At 36.7% G+C, this 18,060-nt stretch carries 20 protein-coding genes; 5 read left to right on the top strand and 15 right to left on the bottom strand.

The annotated features are described in order from the left end of the window. Positions 1 to 10 precede the first annotated feature (10 nt). The 5 genes from G521_RS0104275 to G521_RS0104255 all read right to left on the bottom strand — a co-directional run bounded on the left by G521_RS0104275 (position 11) and on the right by G521_RS0104255 (position 3,490). Positions 11 to 832 carry an N-acetylmuramoyl-L-alanine amidase gene (locus tag G521_RS0104275; protein WP_026897428.1) on the bottom strand — a complete coding sequence of 274 codons (822 nt, stop codon included), beginning with the start codon at positions 830 to 832 and terminating at the stop codon, positions 11 to 13. A gap of 55 nt (positions 833 to 887) precedes the next feature. Then, entirely contained in the window at positions 888 to 1,232 is a 345-nt protein-coding gene (locus G521_RS0104270) for a hypothetical protein (RefSeq protein ID WP_026897427.1), read from the bottom strand. Positions 1,233 to 1,234: 2 nt separating this feature from the next. Further along, entirely contained in the window at positions 1,235 to 1,732 is a 498-nt protein-coding gene (locus G521_RS0104265; protein WP_026897426.1) for a hypothetical protein, read from the bottom strand. Positions 1,733 to 1,761: 29 nt separating this feature from the next. After that, entirely contained in the window at positions 1,762 to 3,033 is a 1,272-nt protein-coding gene (locus G521_RS0104260; RefSeq protein WP_026897425.1) for a hypothetical protein, read from the bottom strand. Between the two features lie 82 nt (positions 3,034 to 3,115). Beyond that, positions 3,116 to 3,490 carry a hypothetical protein gene (locus tag G521_RS0104255; RefSeq protein ID WP_155975657.1) on the bottom strand — a complete coding sequence of 125 codons (375 nt, stop codon included), beginning with the start codon at positions 3,488 to 3,490 and terminating at the stop codon, positions 3,116 to 3,118. A gap of 216 nt (positions 3,491 to 3,706) precedes the next feature. Between G521_RS0104255 and G521_RS0104250 the strand changes: the two genes are divergently transcribed. Then, positions 3,707 to 4,780, top strand: a complete 1,074-nt coding sequence (locus G521_RS0104250; protein WP_026897423.1) for a PA0069 family radical SAM protein — start codon at positions 3,707 to 3,709, stop codon at positions 4,778 to 4,780. Positions 4,781 to 4,855: 75 nt separating this feature from the next. After that, positions 4,856 to 5,932, top strand: a complete 1,077-nt coding sequence (locus G521_RS0104245; RefSeq protein ID WP_026897422.1) for a 3-oxoacyl-ACP synthase III family protein — start codon at positions 4,856 to 4,858, stop codon at positions 5,930 to 5,932. 76 nt (positions 5,933 to 6,008) lie between these two features. Here the strand turns inward: G521_RS0104245 and G521_RS0104240 are convergent, their stop codons facing one another. The 5 genes from G521_RS0104240 to G521_RS0104220 form a co-directional block, all read right to left on the bottom strand. Then, positions 6,009 to 6,758: a zinc ribbon domain-containing protein gene (locus G521_RS0104240; protein ID WP_026897421.1), complete on the bottom strand. Its 750-nt coding sequence runs from the start codon at positions 6,756 to 6,758 to the stop codon at positions 6,009 to 6,011. Continuing rightward, complete coding sequence (locus G521_RS0104235; RefSeq protein WP_026897420.1) at positions 6,758 to 7,855, bottom strand: Nif3-like dinuclear metal center hexameric protein; 1,098 nt, start codon at positions 7,853 to 7,855, stop codon at positions 6,758 to 6,760. The genes G521_RS0104240 and G521_RS0104235 overlap by 1 nt, the downstream gene beginning before the upstream one ends. A 120-nt stretch (positions 7,856 to 7,975) precedes the next feature. Beyond that, positions 7,976 to 8,359, bottom strand: a complete 384-nt coding sequence (locus G521_RS0104230) for a TM2 domain-containing protein (protein ID WP_026897419.1) — start codon at positions 8,357 to 8,359, stop codon at positions 7,976 to 7,978. A 1-nt stretch (position 8,360) separates the two neighbouring features. Then, complete coding sequence (locus tag G521_RS18480; RefSeq protein WP_036678133.1) at positions 8,361 to 8,648, bottom strand: DUF2752 domain-containing protein; 288 nt, start codon at positions 8,646 to 8,648, stop codon at positions 8,361 to 8,363. A 1-nt stretch (position 8,649) separates the two neighbouring features. Next, positions 8,650 to 9,063 (bottom strand): DUF4199 domain-containing protein, encoded by a 414-nt coding sequence (locus G521_RS0104220; protein ID WP_026897418.1) that lies wholly within the window; start codon positions 9,061 to 9,063, stop codon positions 8,650 to 8,652. A 158-nt stretch (positions 9,064 to 9,221) separates the two neighbouring features. Here G521_RS0104220 and mfd point away from each other — a divergent pair, with 158 nt between their 5' ends. Next, positions 9,222 to 12,578, top strand: a complete 3,357-nt coding sequence (gene mfd, locus G521_RS0104215) for a transcription-repair coupling factor (protein ID WP_026897417.1) — start codon at positions 9,222 to 9,224, stop codon at positions 12,576 to 12,578. On the opposite strand, the gene G521_RS17665 is transcribed toward mfd, so the two are convergent. From G521_RS17665 to G521_RS16440, 4 genes are all read right to left on the bottom strand, one after another. Next, positions 12,571 to 13,638, bottom strand: a complete 1,068-nt coding sequence (locus G521_RS17665) for an energy transducer TonB (RefSeq protein WP_051189447.1) — start codon at positions 13,636 to 13,638, stop codon at positions 12,571 to 12,573. The two genes, mfd and G521_RS17665, sit on opposite strands and share 8 nt — an antisense overlap. A 98-nt stretch (positions 13,639 to 13,736) precedes the next feature. Beyond that, positions 13,737 to 14,543 (bottom strand): phosphatidate cytidylyltransferase, encoded by an 807-nt coding sequence (locus G521_RS0104205; RefSeq protein WP_026897416.1) that lies wholly within the window; start codon positions 14,541 to 14,543, stop codon positions 13,737 to 13,739. 5 nt (positions 14,544 to 14,548) lie between these two features. Beyond that, on the bottom strand, positions 14,549 to 14,752 hold the full coding sequence (locus G521_RS0104200) for a DUF2007 domain-containing protein (RefSeq protein WP_026897415.1): 204 nt from the start codon (positions 14,750 to 14,752) through the stop codon (positions 14,549 to 14,551). Beyond that, a complete protein-coding gene (locus G521_RS16440; protein ID WP_051189445.1) occupies positions 14,733 to 15,671 on the bottom strand; it encodes a CPBP family intramembrane glutamic endopeptidase in 939 nt (312 codons plus the stop codon). Before G521_RS16440 ends, G521_RS0104200 begins: the two co-directional genes overlap by 20 nt. A 66-nt stretch (positions 15,672 to 15,737) precedes the next feature. Between G521_RS16440 and dusB the strand changes: the two genes are divergently transcribed. Then, positions 15,738 to 16,730 carry a tRNA dihydrouridine synthase DusB gene (gene dusB, locus G521_RS0104190; RefSeq protein WP_026897414.1) on the top strand — a complete coding sequence of 331 codons (993 nt, stop codon included), beginning with the start codon at positions 15,738 to 15,740 and terminating at the stop codon, positions 16,728 to 16,730. Positions 16,731 to 16,778: 48 nt separating this feature from the next. Next, on the top strand, positions 16,779 to 17,165 hold the full coding sequence (gene apaG / locus G521_RS0104185; protein WP_026897413.1) for a Co2+/Mg2+ efflux protein ApaG: 387 nt from the start codon (positions 16,779 to 16,781) through the stop codon (positions 17,163 to 17,165). A 78-nt stretch (positions 17,166 to 17,243) separates the two neighbouring features. On the opposite strand, the gene G521_RS0104180 is transcribed toward apaG, so the two are convergent. Beyond that, the gene (locus G521_RS0104180) at positions 17,244 to 17,933 is read right to left on the bottom strand and encodes a zinc metallopeptidase (protein WP_026897412.1); all 690 of its coding nucleotides are present in this window, start codon (positions 17,931 to 17,933) and stop codon (positions 17,244 to 17,246) included. Between the last annotated feature and the right edge of the window lie 127 nt (positions 17,934 to 18,060).

Raw genomic sequence — 18,060 nt, 5'->3', positions numbered from 1 at the left:
CTTCTCAGATTTACGCTTTCCCCAAATATTTGGTAAAAACCCATCCTTCCAGGTCCATCTGTCCGTCTACAATATCTTCCACATCAACAAATGACCAGTTCCCTTCAGTTTTAAGAGATGTAACCCGGGTACCTTCCGGAAGAGGTTTCGCCAGCATTTCGTAAAAAGTGCCCGGTCCGGACCGAATATTTAAAATGGTGGTAGTAATGTATGAATCCAAATCCTCATTTTTCCTTCCCATTGCTCTTGCTCTAAAACTTTTCATTGGAAAAGCCGGTCCGGGATCGGATTTTCTGATAGGAGAGATATCATCGTGACCTAATATATCAAGCAAATGATATGCTTTAACAAGCAATGAGGCAATTTCCTGAGATACTTCTAATTGGATGGGTGTATATTCCTGCCAGATAGATTCATGCTTTTCATTTTTATGTGTGGCTACTATTACATCATCTTTATTAATCTCTTTCTTATCTACCGGACAGATAAAATTTTCCCCGATTTTAGATAATCTCCCGGCGTTTACCATTTCTATACCGATTGAATATTTATTCATCCCGATTAAACCTCCCCAGGTACTTTTGCCGGCATGCCAGGTTATAATATTAAATGGAGCCAGTTGCGTTACCGTACCTTCTCTTCCAATAACCAAATGTGCTGATGCCTGGGCCACCGGACTTGTTAACCAGCTTATAGCAGATTGTTCTGTTGTAGCTGCAGTATAATGCATAATCAGGTATTTTGGCAGATATTTTCCGCCTTTATTCGGAGTCGCTTTGTAGTTTACCTGATTTCCGTTATCCTTATATAAAAGATGATTTAATATTTTCATGACTTGTGTATTTGGTTTACATAAATTACTAGCCTTGGAAATTGCTCTTTGAATTTTACAGGGCAGTAAACGGCAAGCTTATATTTAAAGCAGTTTCAATAGCTTTTTGAACAATTGAAAAAACTGCATTAACCACATTTTGAGCAGCAACTAGCCCAATTCCTTCAATGGTTAGGAGTACATTTTTTAAGGATAATCGTTGAATTTCTATTCGGGCCTTTAGTTCTTCTTCATCAATCTGGCCTAATAATTTTAAGGTTGCCAGGAATTCGGCGTTCTCTGCAAATTGTCTGAATTCATGTTCAGCATACGGTTCCAAATTTTTCCATGATTTCTTCAGGATGTCTTTAGAAACTGAGACGCTTTCTTTCAATACCTGTTTAAAGTCCAAAGTAGCCATACCTATTGATTTTTATTGTTGATTGTTCCGGTTGTCCTTAACTCTTCCTGAAGCCTGATGACGGCATCGATGCTGCTGTTTATTGCATTTTTAATATCTCTTCGATCGTCTATCTGGCTATCGGCCATTCCCGCTTTATGAATCTTTATAAATACCCGCATTGCACTATCCAGGTTGCTTACTTGCTTTTTAACTTGTGTTGATTTACTTTCCAGAAATTGTGTGCGATCTTTTACAACCATCAGATCAACTTCCAGGTTGTCGTAATACTCAAGAAAATTTTCAAATTTTTGGTTTTCGGGATCAGTATCCTGAAGAGTTCTCTGAAGCTTAATAAAATGCAGGTTGAAATCACGCTTTATTTTAGTAGCTGTTCCGTCAATTAAAGGATCGTAACCTGAAATAAATGTAACTCTGCAAGCGGTAAAAAAGGTGGATAAAACCACAATTATCCAGAATAATTTAAAAATATCCGGATGCAATTTTAGTTTAGATTTCATATTGGAATTTTAAGGTATTCTAAAATAATTTATGTTGTTGCCGGATTAGTATTCCCAGTATTCAGTTCCGTATCTGTATCAGAAGTTTTTACATTCACTGAGCTTGAAGGTGCAACCCGGTTATCGTCCATAGTATTGGTTGATGCATTTTCTTGTTTGATAGAACTCCTTAGTTTCATCAGTTTGTTGAGCAAATCAAACCAGAAAGGCGCCCCAAGTGAAATGGCAATTGCGGTAAGTAAAAATCCGAAGAAATGCTTTTTAATAATCCGAAAAAAATAGATCAGCTTATCGCCAGTATTGAAATTCAGGTAGTAATTGTTCTTTAATTCTTTAAGGGATTTATCACGTGGGAGCAACTCTTTTTCTATCACGGCAGGATAAATTTTAGTTTTATTAACGGGATCGGCCTTTACCAATATTTTATCAGGAAGCCAGCTGCCAACACCAAGTAATGTATTCGCATTTATAACCGCTTCATCAATTGTTTTTCGCACTACCAGTAAAGAATCGAGCTTTTTGGAATATTCCTGAGCCTCTTGTTTGCTTAATGCTGCTTTAATGTTTTCAGGAGATTGCTTGTTATTTTGCTGATAGGACTGAGCAAGATTAACCATTTGCTCCCGGGCACTTTTATCACTGGATAGTTTTTTAACGATCACAAATGTATCAGCATTAAATATCGCAGCCAGAAAAAAGCCAATTGCCATGAGAACAAACTGAATTTTTCGCTTGTACCACTCCGTAGCCTGTTCCATGGTTCTTTCAAACCAGGCTTCTAACTGTTGCTTAAACCGGGTTATATTGCCATATGATTCTTCCCAGAGACTGAGCACATAAGATGCGGTTTCCTTACCTAAAATATCGGGAGCATTATTTCTCAGCGAAGCTTCAATCTTGGCAGGATCAAGAGGACCGGTGCCGCTTAAAATATAGAGCAATGTTTTAGAAAAACTGACAGCTTTAAACGATGACGGATTTCTAAAAATTCCTGAGCTTCCTAAATACTTAATTTCCGGATGATTATAAAAATTGGTGATGTGTTTGTTTTTAGGATTTTTCATCAGCCGCACAGAATCCATAATTCTGACAATTTTATCCAGAAACCAACCTTTTTGCCACATTGATTTAACTTTCCTGTTCTCATCATTCAGCATCCGGTCTATTGCTTCTTTCAGGTTTCGTGCTCTTAAACCCAAATTCGTAGCTATAATTTCTGCTAGTACAGTCGCAAGGAGGCTATATAAAAGGAAAATGAAAATCAGACCAATTACTACATCTAATGCTACGCTATTAAACATGAGCTATGTATTTACATCTACATAATGTTATTTATCCGGGTGGAAAATACTTTAATAAAAGAGCAGGAAAAATAAAATATACTTAAGCTTCGGGAGTCTCTTCATCCTCATGCTCACAGATCCCGTCTGCAATCCCAATGAATTTTTGAAGTGCTTTATCCACTTTCGGACCTGTAAAAATTTGAATTGTTTTTAGGAGAGTTTTAATTTGAGAAGTATTATAAACCATACAAAATTTCCCCTGATCACCTGTACCATCCGAAATTCCATCGGCGGCTGCAATGAGTTTATCCAGACGTTCATCTATCCTTTTTCCGGTAATTAATTTCACCAGACTTAAAGCAGGTTTAACAGTTCCCTGCCATATTAGTGTGAACTGTTGTATTGTGTTATCTGAGTTTTCCGCCTCATTTAAAACATCAGTTGCATTCGATTCAATTTCTTGTTTAGTCATCATAGCGAATGAATTTAGTTGTTACTTAAATTTAATTATATCAATCCGTAAAGGCAATAGCTATATCAAATTATTTTAAATTATATCGTTGTTATTAAGGTTGTTATAAATAAATTATTTTTAGATAAGTATTTTTTAAAATGAAATTAAAATAAAAAATAGCTTCAGTTAAAAGTTAAATATGTGTTTATCTTACTAAATATTTTAGCAAATTTGCATATGTCGCATGCAGATAATAAGGAGGTTTTTAAGGGCAGGGGATCTCAAATAAATACTCACAATAAATTTTTAAATAACAGGTACGTAACAGAACATATAGAAGGACTGGACGAGCCACTTTTAAATAATTCATCAACTCAATTTTTTGAAGAACACCCCAAAAAAATTGTAAGTATTTCCAACAGTCCTGATTTGCCTTTTATGCATTCAATAAATCCGTATCAGGGTTGTGAACATGGTTGCATTTATTGTTATGCCAGAAATGCTCATGAGTATTATGGGTTTAGTGCCGGGCTGGATTTTGAAAGAAAGATTATTGTTAAAAAAGATGCTCCTTTGTTACTTGAGAATTACTTTAATAAGAAAAACTATATTCCTTCGCCCATCATGCTATCAGGCAACACCGACTGTTATCAGCCAATAGAGCGAAAATTAAAAATAACACGTCAGCTTTTGCAGATCTTTTTAAAATACAAACATCCCGTTAGTATAATCAGCAAAAATAATTTGATGCTAAGAGATCTTGATCTTTTGAAGAAGCTTTCCTCCTTAAATCTGGTGCATATTGCTATTACCTTAAATTCCTTAAATGAGGATTTGCGTTTAAAAATGGAACCCAGAACTGTAACCGGTTTAGGTAGGATTAAATTGATCAAAATTCTTCGATCTGAGAATATACCTGTTAAATTAATGCTTGCCCCAATTATACCTGGACTTAACAGTGACGAAATTCCTGCTATTATAAAAGCTGCAGCAGAGGCTGGAGCTCAGGGAGCATCTTTTACTTTAGTGCGCCTTAATGGTTCAATTGCCGAAATCTTTACCGATTGGATTTACAAAACCTTTCCGGACAGGGCCGATAAAGTGTTAAACATGATCGCAGATTGTCACGGGGGCAAATTGAATGACAGTCGCTGGGGAAAGAGAATGCGTGGTGAAGGCAAGATTGCTGAGAGCATCCACCAGCTTTTTAATATGTCGATTAAAAAGTATATGAGCGACTGTTATGCATCTCCGCTTGATTTCAGCTTGTTCAGTCCTTCTAATGGAAAACAACTTGAATTTGACATTTGATCATTTGTTGAAATGATATTAATTATTACCTTTAAAAACAATAAACCAATATAGTATTTAGTTCATAATCAACTAATGAGTTCTAAAATTCAATCAATTATAGTCGCAACAGGAAATTTTGTTCCTGAAAATATCGTTTCAAATGATGAATTTTTACAGCATGAATTTTATGAAAAAGACGGTGAAAAAATCATACGTGAAAATTCTGATGTAATAACCAAATTCAGAGATATTACTGAAATTGAAGAACGCCGCTATGCAAATCCGGATCACAATGCTTCGGATCTTGGATATTTTGCTGCATTAAATGCCCTTGAATCATCCACTATTGATCCAGAAACGCTGGACTATATTATTGTTGCTCATAATTTTGGTGATATAGAACATGGCGGCACCCGGGCAACAGTTTTACCTACACTAGCCTCCAGAATAAAACACAGACTGGGTATTAAAAATCCAGACTGTGTAGCTTATGATCTACCTTTTGGTTGTCCGGGATGGTTACAGGGAATGATCCAGGCTGATTATTTTATCCGGTCAGGTGACGCACAGCGGGTATTGGTTATCGGGACAGAGACTTTATCCCGTGTTACAGATCCTCACGACAGAGACAGTATGATATATTCAGACGGAGCAGGTGCTACCATTCTGGAAGGTCAAGCAGGTACGGACAAGGGCATACTGACGCACAAAACTCAAACACATACTTCGGCCGAGGCCTTCTATCTCTATTCAGGAAAATCAAGCAAACCCGATTTTGTAAGCGAAGACCTGTTTATAAAAATGGATGGCCGGAAAATATATGAATATGCTTTAACCAATGTTCCCCTTGTAATTAAGCAAACCCTTGATAAAGCCGGTTTAGATATCCGGGATGTTAAAAAGGTGCTTGTACATCAGGCGAACGGGAAAATGGATGAGGCTATTCTTAAAAGATTGTTCAGGCTTTACGATATTAAAGAAGTGCCCTTTACTATTATGCCGATGACTATTGCCAAATACGGAAACAGTTCTGTAGCAACCGTTCCAACATTGTTAGATCTGATATTGAAGCACCAATTGAAAGACCATGAAATCAATAGCGGCGATATAGTAGTTTTAGCCTCGGTAGGAGCGGGAATGAATATCAATTCTATGGTTTACAGATTTTAATAAACAATTCAGCTTTAAGTATAAAAAAAGCGATTCGGAAAACGGATCGCTTTTTTTATATGATTTGAATTACAACTTATTCAGCTACCGGATTTTCTTCCAGTGCAAAACCTTCGTCAACTAAAATACGTCCGCAATGCTCGCAAACAATAATTTTTTTACGCTGGCGAATATCCAATTGTCTTTGAGGAGGAATCTGGTTAAAACAACCTGAACATGAATCACGCTGAATAGTTACAACAGCAAGACCATTTTTTGCATTGTTGCGTAAACGGTTGTAAGCAATTAACAAACGCTCATCGGTATGTTTTTCTGCTTCTTCTGCTTTTTTCAGATAAACAGCTTCTTCCTTTTCGGTTTCTGAAGTAATGGTATCTAATTCTGCTTTTTTAAGCTCTAAATTCTTTTTAAGTTCGGCAAGATCAGCTAAAGCTTTTTGGTAACCATCCGTGCGGTTGGCAATTTCAAAACCGTGTTCCTTGATTTTCTTTTCAGAAACCTGCACTTCTAAACCCTGAATTTCTATTTCTTTCGAAATAGCATCGTACTCACGATTATTTTTTACATCGTTAAGCTGGGTTTCATACTTTTTAGTAGCAGCCAATGCTTCCTTGATCATGTTCTTGCGGGTCACAATGGAATCCTCAAGCTCATCAAGTTCGCCTTTTATTTTTTGAATACGGGTTTCTAAACCAGCAACTTCATCTTCCAAATCAGATACTTCCATTGGAAGTTCGCCACGAACCTGGCGAATTTTATCAATCTGGGTGTGAATAGTTTGAAGCTCGTATAATGCTTTTAATTTCTGTTCTACAGTTTGTTCCATTAAATCAAATAATTTATGGGGTTTGTATTTTGTGTTGTTAAACGGAGGGCAAAGTTAGGAAATTTTTCTGTAATTATTTCCAATAATAGTTGCTGTGTAAATTGCTCACTTTCAAAGTGTCCGACATCGGCAATCACTATTTTTTTATCTGCATCAAAAAATTCATGATACTTATAATCGGCAGTTATAAAAATATCTGCTCCGGCAGCAATAGCTTTTGGTAAAAGAAATCCTCCCGACCCGCCGCATACTGCTACCCGGTTCACTTTTCTGGTTCTTAATTGAGTATGCCTGATAACTTTAGCATTTAACTTGTTTTTAACATGATTCAGGAAGGCATCTTCATCCATACTTATCTCCAGATTGCCAATCATTCCAGATCCTACCTCTCTATATTTGTTTTCCAGATTATAAAGATCATAGGCTACTTCTTCGTATGGATGGGCTAAATGCAGTGCCTGCAGTATTTCACGCTCAATATGCCCCGGAAAAATGGTTTCTATTCTAACTTCTTCTTCAATATGCCTGATGCCTTTTTGGCCGACATAAGGATCTGTATTTTGGCCGGCCAGAAAGGTGCCGTTCCCGGTTGCATTAAAGCTGCATTCTGAATAATTCCCAATATTTCCTGCGCCGGCTTCAAATAATGCCTTTCTTACCTGTTCGGCGTGAGATATGGGAGAAAAAGTAACTAGCTTCTTCAACAAATTAGTTTTAGGGGAAAGAATACTGCAATTAACCAGTCCAATAATATCGCAAATCTTCTTATTAACCCCATTAAGTACATTATCAAAATTTGTATGGATGGCATAAATTGCAATATCATTTTTGATTGCTTTAATAATTACCCTTTCCACATAATTTTTTCCCGTAAACTTTTTCATCCCTTTAAAAACTATAGGGTGATGAGAAATAACGAGGTTAAATCCCATTTGTATAGCTTCATCAATCACATCCTCAGTACAGTCCACTGAAATTACAGCTCCGCTGACAACCTGATCCGGATGACCAACTATTAGCCCCGAATTATCATAATCTTCCTGATAAGATAATGGAGCAATCTTTTCTAAAAAAGTGGATATCTGCGATAATTTCATACTGCGAATTTACTCTATTACTGAAACGATCTCCAAATTTGGATTAATAAGGAAAACAGCGCATTTACAGGAATCGTAATTATAATGGGAATTTACAGCCTGAAATTTTAAATACAATTTTCATCTATTAAAATTATCTGCAGAATTGACACTGTAACGAGTTAATTTTACACATTCAATTGCGGTGTGCCTATTATACTCTTCGGCAAGGCTGCGATGATTTATCAGATCGACTATTGTGCCAATGAAACATAAGCCGAAAGTAAGTAAATACAATAATCCCATACCAATCTGTCCGATTACAAACCTCTGAACACCGGCTACAACCACAAAACCCAGCAACGTAAATAATAAAATATCCTGAGGGCTTTTCCTTTTGCCTGAGTAATACATCATAAAAAATCTGGCCTGGCTTTCATCCAAACCTTCGGTTATTTTTTGCAGGAATTGATATTCATCTGGAGTAACCCCTTTTAAATTCATAAATAAAGATTGATCTATCATTTTAAGATTTTATTAGAACAGATTGATTAAAAAACATCCGGAATAATTGAAAGATTCGCTGAAAAAGAATGAATACTGCCGGAACTCCAAGCCAGTGATGATTTATGGAAGATTGCAAATCTCCTCGGAAAATATAATATATAGACCGACCTAAACCACAGCCCGGACACCAGTTTACCTGCAGATTTTTTAATGGGCAAATTGAATAATGATAGTATGGATTAGAAAAAATTAAGATTGTTAACGCGGCAATCCAAATGAGCAATTCAAGGGGAATGTTCCGGAACATCTTAGAGGTTTTTTTGCTTGTTCATCAACATTAAAGATATGATGAGATTAAACAATATACCTATCAATCCGGCTCCGCCAATACGCCCCATATAATCAGTATTGAGTACTGTTGGCGAATATTGAACATATACTACGGCAAAAAAAGCAGTAATTACACCTCCCACAATTATGATCTTAAAACCTTCAAAAAGTCCTTCAAAAAACTCCATACGGCCCGTATTAATATGATCTCTGAAATTTTTAATACCCAGATACAATCCGGTAAAGGGAATAATTATTGAAGCATATTCAAGCCATGATAAATTATCTGTTCTTGGATAATCCTTATTATAAACTCCTGCAAAATGCATAATCAGTATCCAGATCCCACTAAAAATTCCAATCAGAAGGCCATATTTAATTGCGTTTCTCATAGTTTATAAATTATGGTAAAAAATATGCTGTTCATAAAACATCAGGCATTGATCTAAGTTAAAAAAAAGTAAAGTATTAATAGAAACCAACTAAACTTTGATTGGTTAACCTGTTTATAAACCTCGTTACTTGTATATTTGCTTCGAAATTTAGCTGTGTGGATATTCGTGATATTTTAAATTTATATAAATCTGACAATCGTGTTGATGGCCTGGCTAAACTGATTAATGCCGGCAAAAACTCACGACTTCATTTAAAAGGCCTCGTAGGATCAAGTGATGCCGTTCTTGCTGTAGCCCTGTATTTTTTACAGCATCGCAGTATGATCTTTGTACTGCCCGAGCGGGAAGAGGCCGCTTATTTTCTAAGTGATATGGAAAACCTGCTTCAGAAAGAAGTTTTACTATTCCCTTCATCTTTCAGAAAATCATTTGAATTTACTCAGGTAGACAGTGGCAATGTGTTACAGCGGGCCGAAGTCTTAAATGAATTAAATCATTCGTCAGAATTTGGAAAGTTAATTGTTACATACCCGGAAGCTTTAGCCGAAAAAGTAATAAACCGTGAAGCACTAGAAAAAAACACACTCGAAATTGCCACCGGCAATAAACTCAATATTGATTTTATCAACGAGTTTTTAATAGAATATGATTTTGACAGAGTCGATTTTGTGTATGAGCCCGGGCAGTTTTCCATCCGCGGCGGAATTGTTGACATTTTTTCTTTCTCTCATGATCTTCCTTACCGAATTGAGTTTTTTGCTGATTTTATAGAAAGCATCAGAACCTTTGAAATTGAAGATCAGTTATCGGTTGAACAGGTTAAAAGCATCACGATTGTTCCAAACGTTCAATCAAAATTTTTAAGCACACATAATATTTCATTACTTGAATACATAGAGCAGGATACTCTGGTATGGTTTAAGGATGTAGAATTTTCACTGGATGTAATTCGTGACGGATTTAAGAAAGCAACAGAATTTTGGAAAGCCTTACCAGATGCCGATAAGAAACAAAATCCTCAGTGGCTCGATCCAATATTTAGTTTTACAGATGAAAAACTATTGTCCGATCAGCTGCATGATTTCACAATTCTTGAGTTTGGTAAACAATTTTTTTACCACCCAACTGAGGTAATAAATTTCAATATTAAGCCTCAGCCATCTTTTAACAAAGATTTCAACCTTTTAATCCATAATCTGAAGCAAAATGAAGAGCAGAATATTCAGAATTTCATTTTTACAGATTCAACCAAACAAATAGAAAGGCTATACAGCATCTTTGAAGACATTGATAAAAAAACCAAATTCACTCCGGTTCATTTATCCTTAAGAGAAGGTTTTATTGATCAGGGACTTAAACTTGCCTGCTATACAGATCATCAAATTTTCGATCGTTATTATAAGTACAAATTAAAAAAAGGGTATGTACGTACCCAGGCCATCACCTTAAAAGAATTAAGAGAATTAAAACCCGGCGATTACATAACTCATATCGACCATGGAATTGGGAAATATGCCGGACTTGAAAAAGTAGAGGTTAATGGAAAAAGCCAGGAGATGATTCGTTTGGTTTATGCCGATAACGATTTGTTGTATGTAAATATCAATTCGCTTAACAGGATTTCAAAATATTCGGGCAAGGATGGGGCTGTCCCTAAAATGAATAAACTGGGAACAGATGTTTGGGATAAGTTAAAAAAAACAACCAAAAAAAAAGTTAAGGATATTGCCCGTGATCTGATTAAGCTATATGCTAAACGGAAATCTCAAACCGGGAATGCTTTTTATCCCGACACGTATTTACAAACAGAACTGGAGGCTTCTTTTATTTATGAAGATACGCCTGATCAGGTAAAAGCCACTGCAGATGTTAAGCGGGATATGGAAGCACCTCACCCAATGGATCGTCTGGTCTGCGGTGATGTTGGATTCGGCAAAACTGAAATCGCTATAAGGGCCGCTTTTAAGGCTGTTGCCGATAGTAAACAAGTTGCCATTCTGGTTCCAACTACTATTCTGGCCCTGCAGCATTTTAAAACCTTCTCATCCCGGTTAGCTGATTTTCCATGCAATATTGATTACATCAACCGTTTTAAAACCAATAAACAGATAAAAGAAACGCTTCAAAAACTGGCGGAAGGAAAAGTAGATATTATCATAGGTACGCACAGAATTGTAAGCAAAGATGTAAAATTTAAAGACCTCGGATTGCTGATTATTGATGAGGAGCAAAAATTTGGCGTTAGCGTAAAAGAAAAGTTAAAGCAGTTTCGGGTGAACGTAGATACATTAACCCTCACTGCCACACCAATTCCAAGAACGCTGCATTTCTCTCTGATGGGTGCACGTGATTTGAGTATAATCAGCACGCCGCCGCCTAACAGGCAACCCGTAGTTACAGAACTACATGTATTTAATGAAAAGCTAATTAAGGAGGCCGTAGAATATGAAATTGATCGCGGTGGTCAGATTTTCTTTGTCCATAATCGGGTTCAGGATCTGATGCAATTGGGTGGTTTAATTAGTACGCTGGTTCCAAGAGCTAGGATAGGTATAGCACACGGACAATTGGAAGGAGATGCTCTGGAAGATGTAATGATGAGATTTGTGAATGGCGAATTTGATGTTTTGGTGGCCACAACTATTATTGAAGCTGGTTTGGATATCGCCAATGCAAATACAATTCTGATAAATCACGCCCATATGTTTGGTTTGAGCGATCTGCATCAAATGCGGGGACGGGTGGGCCGGTCCAATAAAAAAGCATTTTGTTATCTGCTGAGTCCGCCATTATCTACTTTAACAAATGAAGCACGCAAACGGCTGAGCGCTATTGAAGAATTCTCAGATCTTGGAAGCGGCTTTAACGTAGCAATGAGGGATTTGGATATCCGCGGAAGCGGTAATTTATTAGGAGCCGAGCAAAGTGGTTTTATTGCCGAAATAGGCTTCGATATGTATCATAAAATTTTGGACGAAGCCATCCAGGAATTAAAAGATGATGAATTCAAGGACCTTTTTACGGATGAGAAACCAAGGCCATTTATTACATTCACCCAGGTTGATACAGATCTGGAAGTATTAATTCCTGATGAATATGTAACCAATATTGGAGAACGATATAATTTATATACTGAACTTTCTAAAGTAGAAGATGAGGCACAACTTTCAAAATTTGAGCAGCAATTAATTGATCGTTTCGGCCCTATTCCTTCACCGGTTAGCGAGTTGCTTAAAACCTGGAGGTTACAGTGGCTGGGAAAACAGATTGGTTTTGAAAAGCTTTCTTTAAAGAAAAATGTGTTGAAAGGATACTTTATAAGCAACCAGCAGTCTGCTTATTTTGAAACCGAGCAGTTTAATAGAGTATTACAATTTTTACAGGCTCACCCACGTATCAGTAATCTCAGAGAAATAAAAAGTACACTTCGCCTGTCGGTTGAACACGTTGGATCATTAGATATGGCCATACAGATTCTGGAAGAAATTGCACAGCCACAACTTGTTAGTTAGCAACCTGAAAGGTAATTGGGAGCGTGTAAGAAGTTCTGACAGGTTTACCTCCAATCATACCCGGCGTCCATGCAATACTGTTTTTAAGAACTCTTAAAGCTTCTTCATCACATCCGTACCCAATACCTTTAATAATTTTGAGATCGGATAACTGTCCGCTTTTTTCCACTACAAAACCAACATAAACTTTTCCCTGCGTATTATTTTCGCGAGCCGCCTGCGGGTACTTTAAATTTAAACCCAGAAATTTGCCGAGAGCTTTGTTCCCTCCCGGATACTCCGGAGAGGTTTCTACGGAACCTAAATCATATAATCTCCCTTCGTATTTAGTTGCCTCAGATTCTGTGGAAGGGGCTTCAGAATTTTGAACGGGTTCATCTATATTCCCCTGCGGATCTTGCCAGCTGGTATCCTCTCCTCCCAAAGTATCAATAATTGGCGCAACCTCATAAGAATTAAAGTTTTTTACTTCCAGTTCTCTTAGTGAAGATATTTTGCCATCCTCTTCAATAATCATTTCATGTTTTATATCGGCCGATTCCTGCTTATTCCAAGCAGGTTTGAAATAACTAACCTTTAACCAATACGTGGCAACTAGCTTTGATCCTTCACGCTTAAAATCTAAGGAAGAAACAATCCAATTTTGATCGAGATTGCGCATCTCTTTTAATCGCTTATTATGAATATCGCGAAGGCGCTGATACGTTAGATTATGAAAATTATAATAGGTTTGGGTAATGCTGGCAAAATAACTTGGCGGATCAAAATAGCCTCTGCGCTGATCAAAATAAAATGCTTCAATAAATTTTACAAGAGATCTCCGGACTTCGGCATCGCTCATGGCAGCATTTTCATCTAAAATGTCAGATTTATCGTCCACCAGATTAACCGTTTCTTCTTTTGATGAAAAAAGCTTACTAACATCATCTACAAAAAAGGTTAAGTAACCCATCACTAAAATGATCACAGCAAGAATACTTCCCATGTAAAGTAAAGACCTGTCTTTCTTAATTGATTTATCAGAATAATCTTCTGGAGATGGGTTGATTTGATGTTCCATTAAATGAATGTTCGTATAAAGTGATGTTAAAAATCATTCCAGACTTTTGCAACACTTAAAATATCTTGTTGGATATCAATTTAATAAATATGCTGAGGTTAAAAAGCCTTTATAAATTGCAAATATACAAATACCAAAGGTGCAGCTAATAGCAATCCATCAAAACGATCGAGAATTCCTCCATGACCGGGAAGCATGGTTCCGGAATCTTTAGCTGATAAACTTCTTTTCAGCATTGATTCAGAAAGATCACCCAATGTTCCGCCGGTTACAATAATTACAGAAATAACAATCCAATTTAATGGGCTTAGCTCGGTAAAATAAAAACTGAAAATCAGTGCTGCAGCTGCACTGGTGATCATACCGCCAAAAAAACCTTCCCAGGTTTTTTTGGGAGAATGCCGCTCAAATAATTTATGTTTCCCGAAATTGACGCCGAACAAATAAGCACCGGTATCGCTAGCCCATAAAAGAATTAAAAAACCTAATGGATAATTTCCTGAATATGTGCCATCTGTAAAGGCCAATCCATAAAAGAAGCAAAATGGCAATACTGCGTATATTACACCAAACAGGGTATAAGCTATATTATGAAAGGGATTGAGATGCTTACGATACAACTCGGCAACTATAATCAGAATTATAACCGGCACACAAATAAGAACATAAATTAGCGGCTCATCCTTAAAAAAATATAAACTAAGCGGTAAATATATACTGATGGCCAGAGCAGAACCCCATCTCTTTTGGGGTTTAACAGTTTCGGTGCTTACCAGTTTATAAAACTCTTCTACACTTAAAACACTCAGAATTAAGAAAAATAGAGTAAAAGCATAGGCTCCCAGTAAAACTGAAGCGAGCATAACAGCCACAAAAAAAAATCCGGTAATTGCCCTTGTCTTCATTTTTATTATAATTCGTTCTTTACAATCAGTTCTATTGCTTTGTTAAAATTATCTCTGTGTATATATACTTCAACCTCACCAATACGATATGGAAATCCCTGCTTGTCCATAAGGATGGCCTCCATTTCATGATCAATTAAAACCTGGCGTACAATTTCCGATTTAAAAAAATCATTTGAGGTATATATTTTAATCCAGCCCTGTTCCATTTGTGTTTTCGGTGAGTATTGATCTTTTAGATTGATTGTAAAAAAACCAGAGCAAAACTGCAGTTAAAATTAAACTTGCCAAATAAAACACGGGTGAAAATGATTGAGATTCATTAATCTTCTCCAAAGAAAGTCCTTGTTGCTGGTAAAGGTAAGCAGACATTACCGCGATTGCATTATTAGTAAAATGAGCTAAGATCGGAATCCAGATAGAATTGCTCCATACCAGCAAATATCCAAACATTGCTCCCAGCAACATTCGAGGCAAAAATCCATAAAACTGCATATGAAAAGCGCTGAAAATTATAGCTGTAATCCAGATTGCAAAATGATAATTGGCAATCATTTTTGTAAAGATTTTTTGCAGGCTTCCGCGAAAAATAAGTTCTTCGCCAATAGCAGGCAAAACGGCTAACATAAGCAGATTTACTGCCAATGTTGTAGCGCTGTTCATTTTAAGAAGCTGTTTGGTTAATTCGGCCAGATGGTCTTCCTGATTTCTCATCCAGGTTTCTAGATCCTGCATAAATGACGGAAGCTTCATATTCTGATTGACTTCTACAGAAAGCTCCAGCATAGGTGTGGAACTGAACATCAGCAGAACCACAAGTAAAAATAATAGTGGTGATGCAGAATTAAATTTTAAATACCGCATCCAGTTTACACTTTCTAGCCTGGCAAAAAACAAGGCAGGCACAATAAACATTCCTATAGCAGAGACTATCTGAATCAGTTTTGTAAGATTCAGGTTATTTGAGAAATCGCCTGAAAAGAATTTTAAAAGATCTTGGCTACCGTATAAAATACCACCTGCAATGATCCCGATTAAGGTAAAAACAAACAAGCCGGCCAGAATTAGCAATAACAATAATATTAAGGATATTAAAGGATGACGTTCAGTTGACCCGTATACCGGCATGGTTAGTAAATATTTGTAATTTTGCGCTTTCGAAGAATATCAGAATAATCGCGTTGAAGATAGCTAATGTCAGTTAAGATTGGAAATATAGATTTAGGAGAGTTCCCGCTTTTGCTGGCGCCTATGGAAGATGTAAGTGATCCGCCATTCCGTTTTGTATGTAAACAAAACGGCGCAGATATGATGTATACAGAGTTTATATCTTCTGAAGGATTAATTCGTGATGCCGCTAAAAGCCGGCAGAAACTTGATATTTTTGAATATGAACGCCCTATTGGAATTCAAATTTTTGGAAGTGATATTGAAAGCATGCGTGAAGCAACACGTATTGCCACTGTAGTTAAGCCTGATCTTATTGATATAAATTACGGCTGTCCGGTTAAAAATGTAGCCTGCCGTGGTGCCGGAGCAAGCCTTTTACAGGATATTGACAAAATGGTGAAAATGACAAAAGCTGTTGTAGAAGCCACCCATCTTCCTGTAACGGTGAAAACCAGGCTGGGCTGGGATGACAATACTAAAAATGTTTACGAAGTAGCCGAAAGATTACAGGATATTGGTATTAAAGCTCTAACCATTCATGGAAGGACCAGATCGCAAATGTACAAAGGCAGCGCCGACTGGACTTTGATACGCGAGATTAAAAGAAATCCAAGAATTGAAATACCAATATTTGGAAACGGAGATGTTGACAGCGTAGAAAAGGCAGCCAACTGGAAACTTGAGTATGAAATAGACGGCATTATGATTGGCCGTGCAGCAATTGGATATCCCTGGATTTTCAGAGAAATTAAACACTTTTTTGCAACCGGAGAATACTTATCCGGTCCCACAATTCAGGAAAGGGTAGATGTTTGTCGTACTCATTTTGAGAAATCAGTTATCTGGAAAGGTGAGAAAACAGGAATTTTTGAAATGCGCAGACATTATTCAAATTACTTCAAAGGAATTCCAAATTTTAAAGAATACAGAATGAAATTGGTGTCTCTGGAAAACATTGAGGAGATTCATACTGTTCTCACTGAAATTGGTGAGCAGTTCGATTCTGTTTTGGCCTAGTTTTAGGTATTGAAATTATATTATTAACTTGAATAAAAATATTGTTTTATGGTAACCGCAATTACAGAGGGTGTAAAAGTGTCGGTAGAAACTATTTACCAACCTGAATATTCAAATCCCGGAAACGAACATTTCATGTTCGCTTATAAAGTAAATATAGAAAACATGACAGATTACAGTGTTCAGCTGCTAAATCGTCATTGGGATATATTCGATTCTAACGGTGCGCATCGGGAAGTAGATGGAGAAGGTGTTGTAGGGATACAACCGGTTATTGATCCAGGTGAAAACCATGAGTATGTGTCCGGATGTAATTTAAAAACTGATATAGGAAGTATGAAAGGCTTTTATGAAATGAAACGAATGCTTGATGAAGAAAGATTTTTGGTAAGCATTCCGGAGTTTTATTTAATCGCACCTTACAAATTAAATTAGAAATAATTTCTGTTACTTATCCTGGCAGAAGAAAAAAAAACCCGCAGAAATCTGCGGGTTTTTTTGTTAGAATATATTTTAATCTCTTCGTCCAACAAGCATGCTTGCATAATATACTAATGTTGCCAACGATCCTAATGCAGCTACTACGTAGGTCATTGCAGCCCACCATAATGCATCTTTAGCCTGAGAATTCTCAACTTCAGATTGCATAATTCCCCTATTTGTTTGTAACCAGGCTAATGCCCTTCTGCTTGCATCAAATTCTACCGGTAAAGTAATAAAGCTGAATAAGGTAACTAGTGCAAGAGCTCCAACTCCTACTGCCAGAACCATAATATTTCCGGAGAAAATCATTAATAATACACCAATCATTAAGGTCCATTGTATAATTGTTGATGAAACAGTTACTATTGGAACCATTGCTGATCTGAACTGCAGCCAGGAATATGCTTTAGCATGTTGTACCGCATGACCACATTCATGAGAGGCAACCGCGGCAGCCGCTACACTTCGGCCGTGATATACTTCAGGACTTAAATTAACTGTTCTATTTGCAGGATTATAATGATCAGACAATTTTCCCTCGGCAGAAATTACTTCCACATCAAAGATTCCATTATCAGCTAACATTTTACCGGCTATTTCTTTGCCGCTTAAACCGGAACTAAGCGGCATCTCAGAGTATTTTTTAAATTTACTTTTGAATCGCCATTGCACAATGAAACTTATCACCGCAATACCTATCATTAACACTAATGCACTCATATTTTATTAATTTTATTAATGCTGTTCAAAAAGTATTCCTATTTATTATTAGCAGTATAATACTACAATTTCTTTTAAAATTTTACATTAAGTTTTCAATTAGCTTACCAAATCCGGAATTAGATAT

Source organism: Daejeonella oryzae DSM 19973, assembly GCF_000422945.1.
GTDB classification, from domain to species: domain Bacteria; phylum Bacteroidota; class Bacteroidia; order Sphingobacteriales; family Sphingobacteriaceae; genus Daejeonella; species Daejeonella oryzae.
This window is presented reverse-complemented; position numbering and strand designations above follow the sequence as displayed.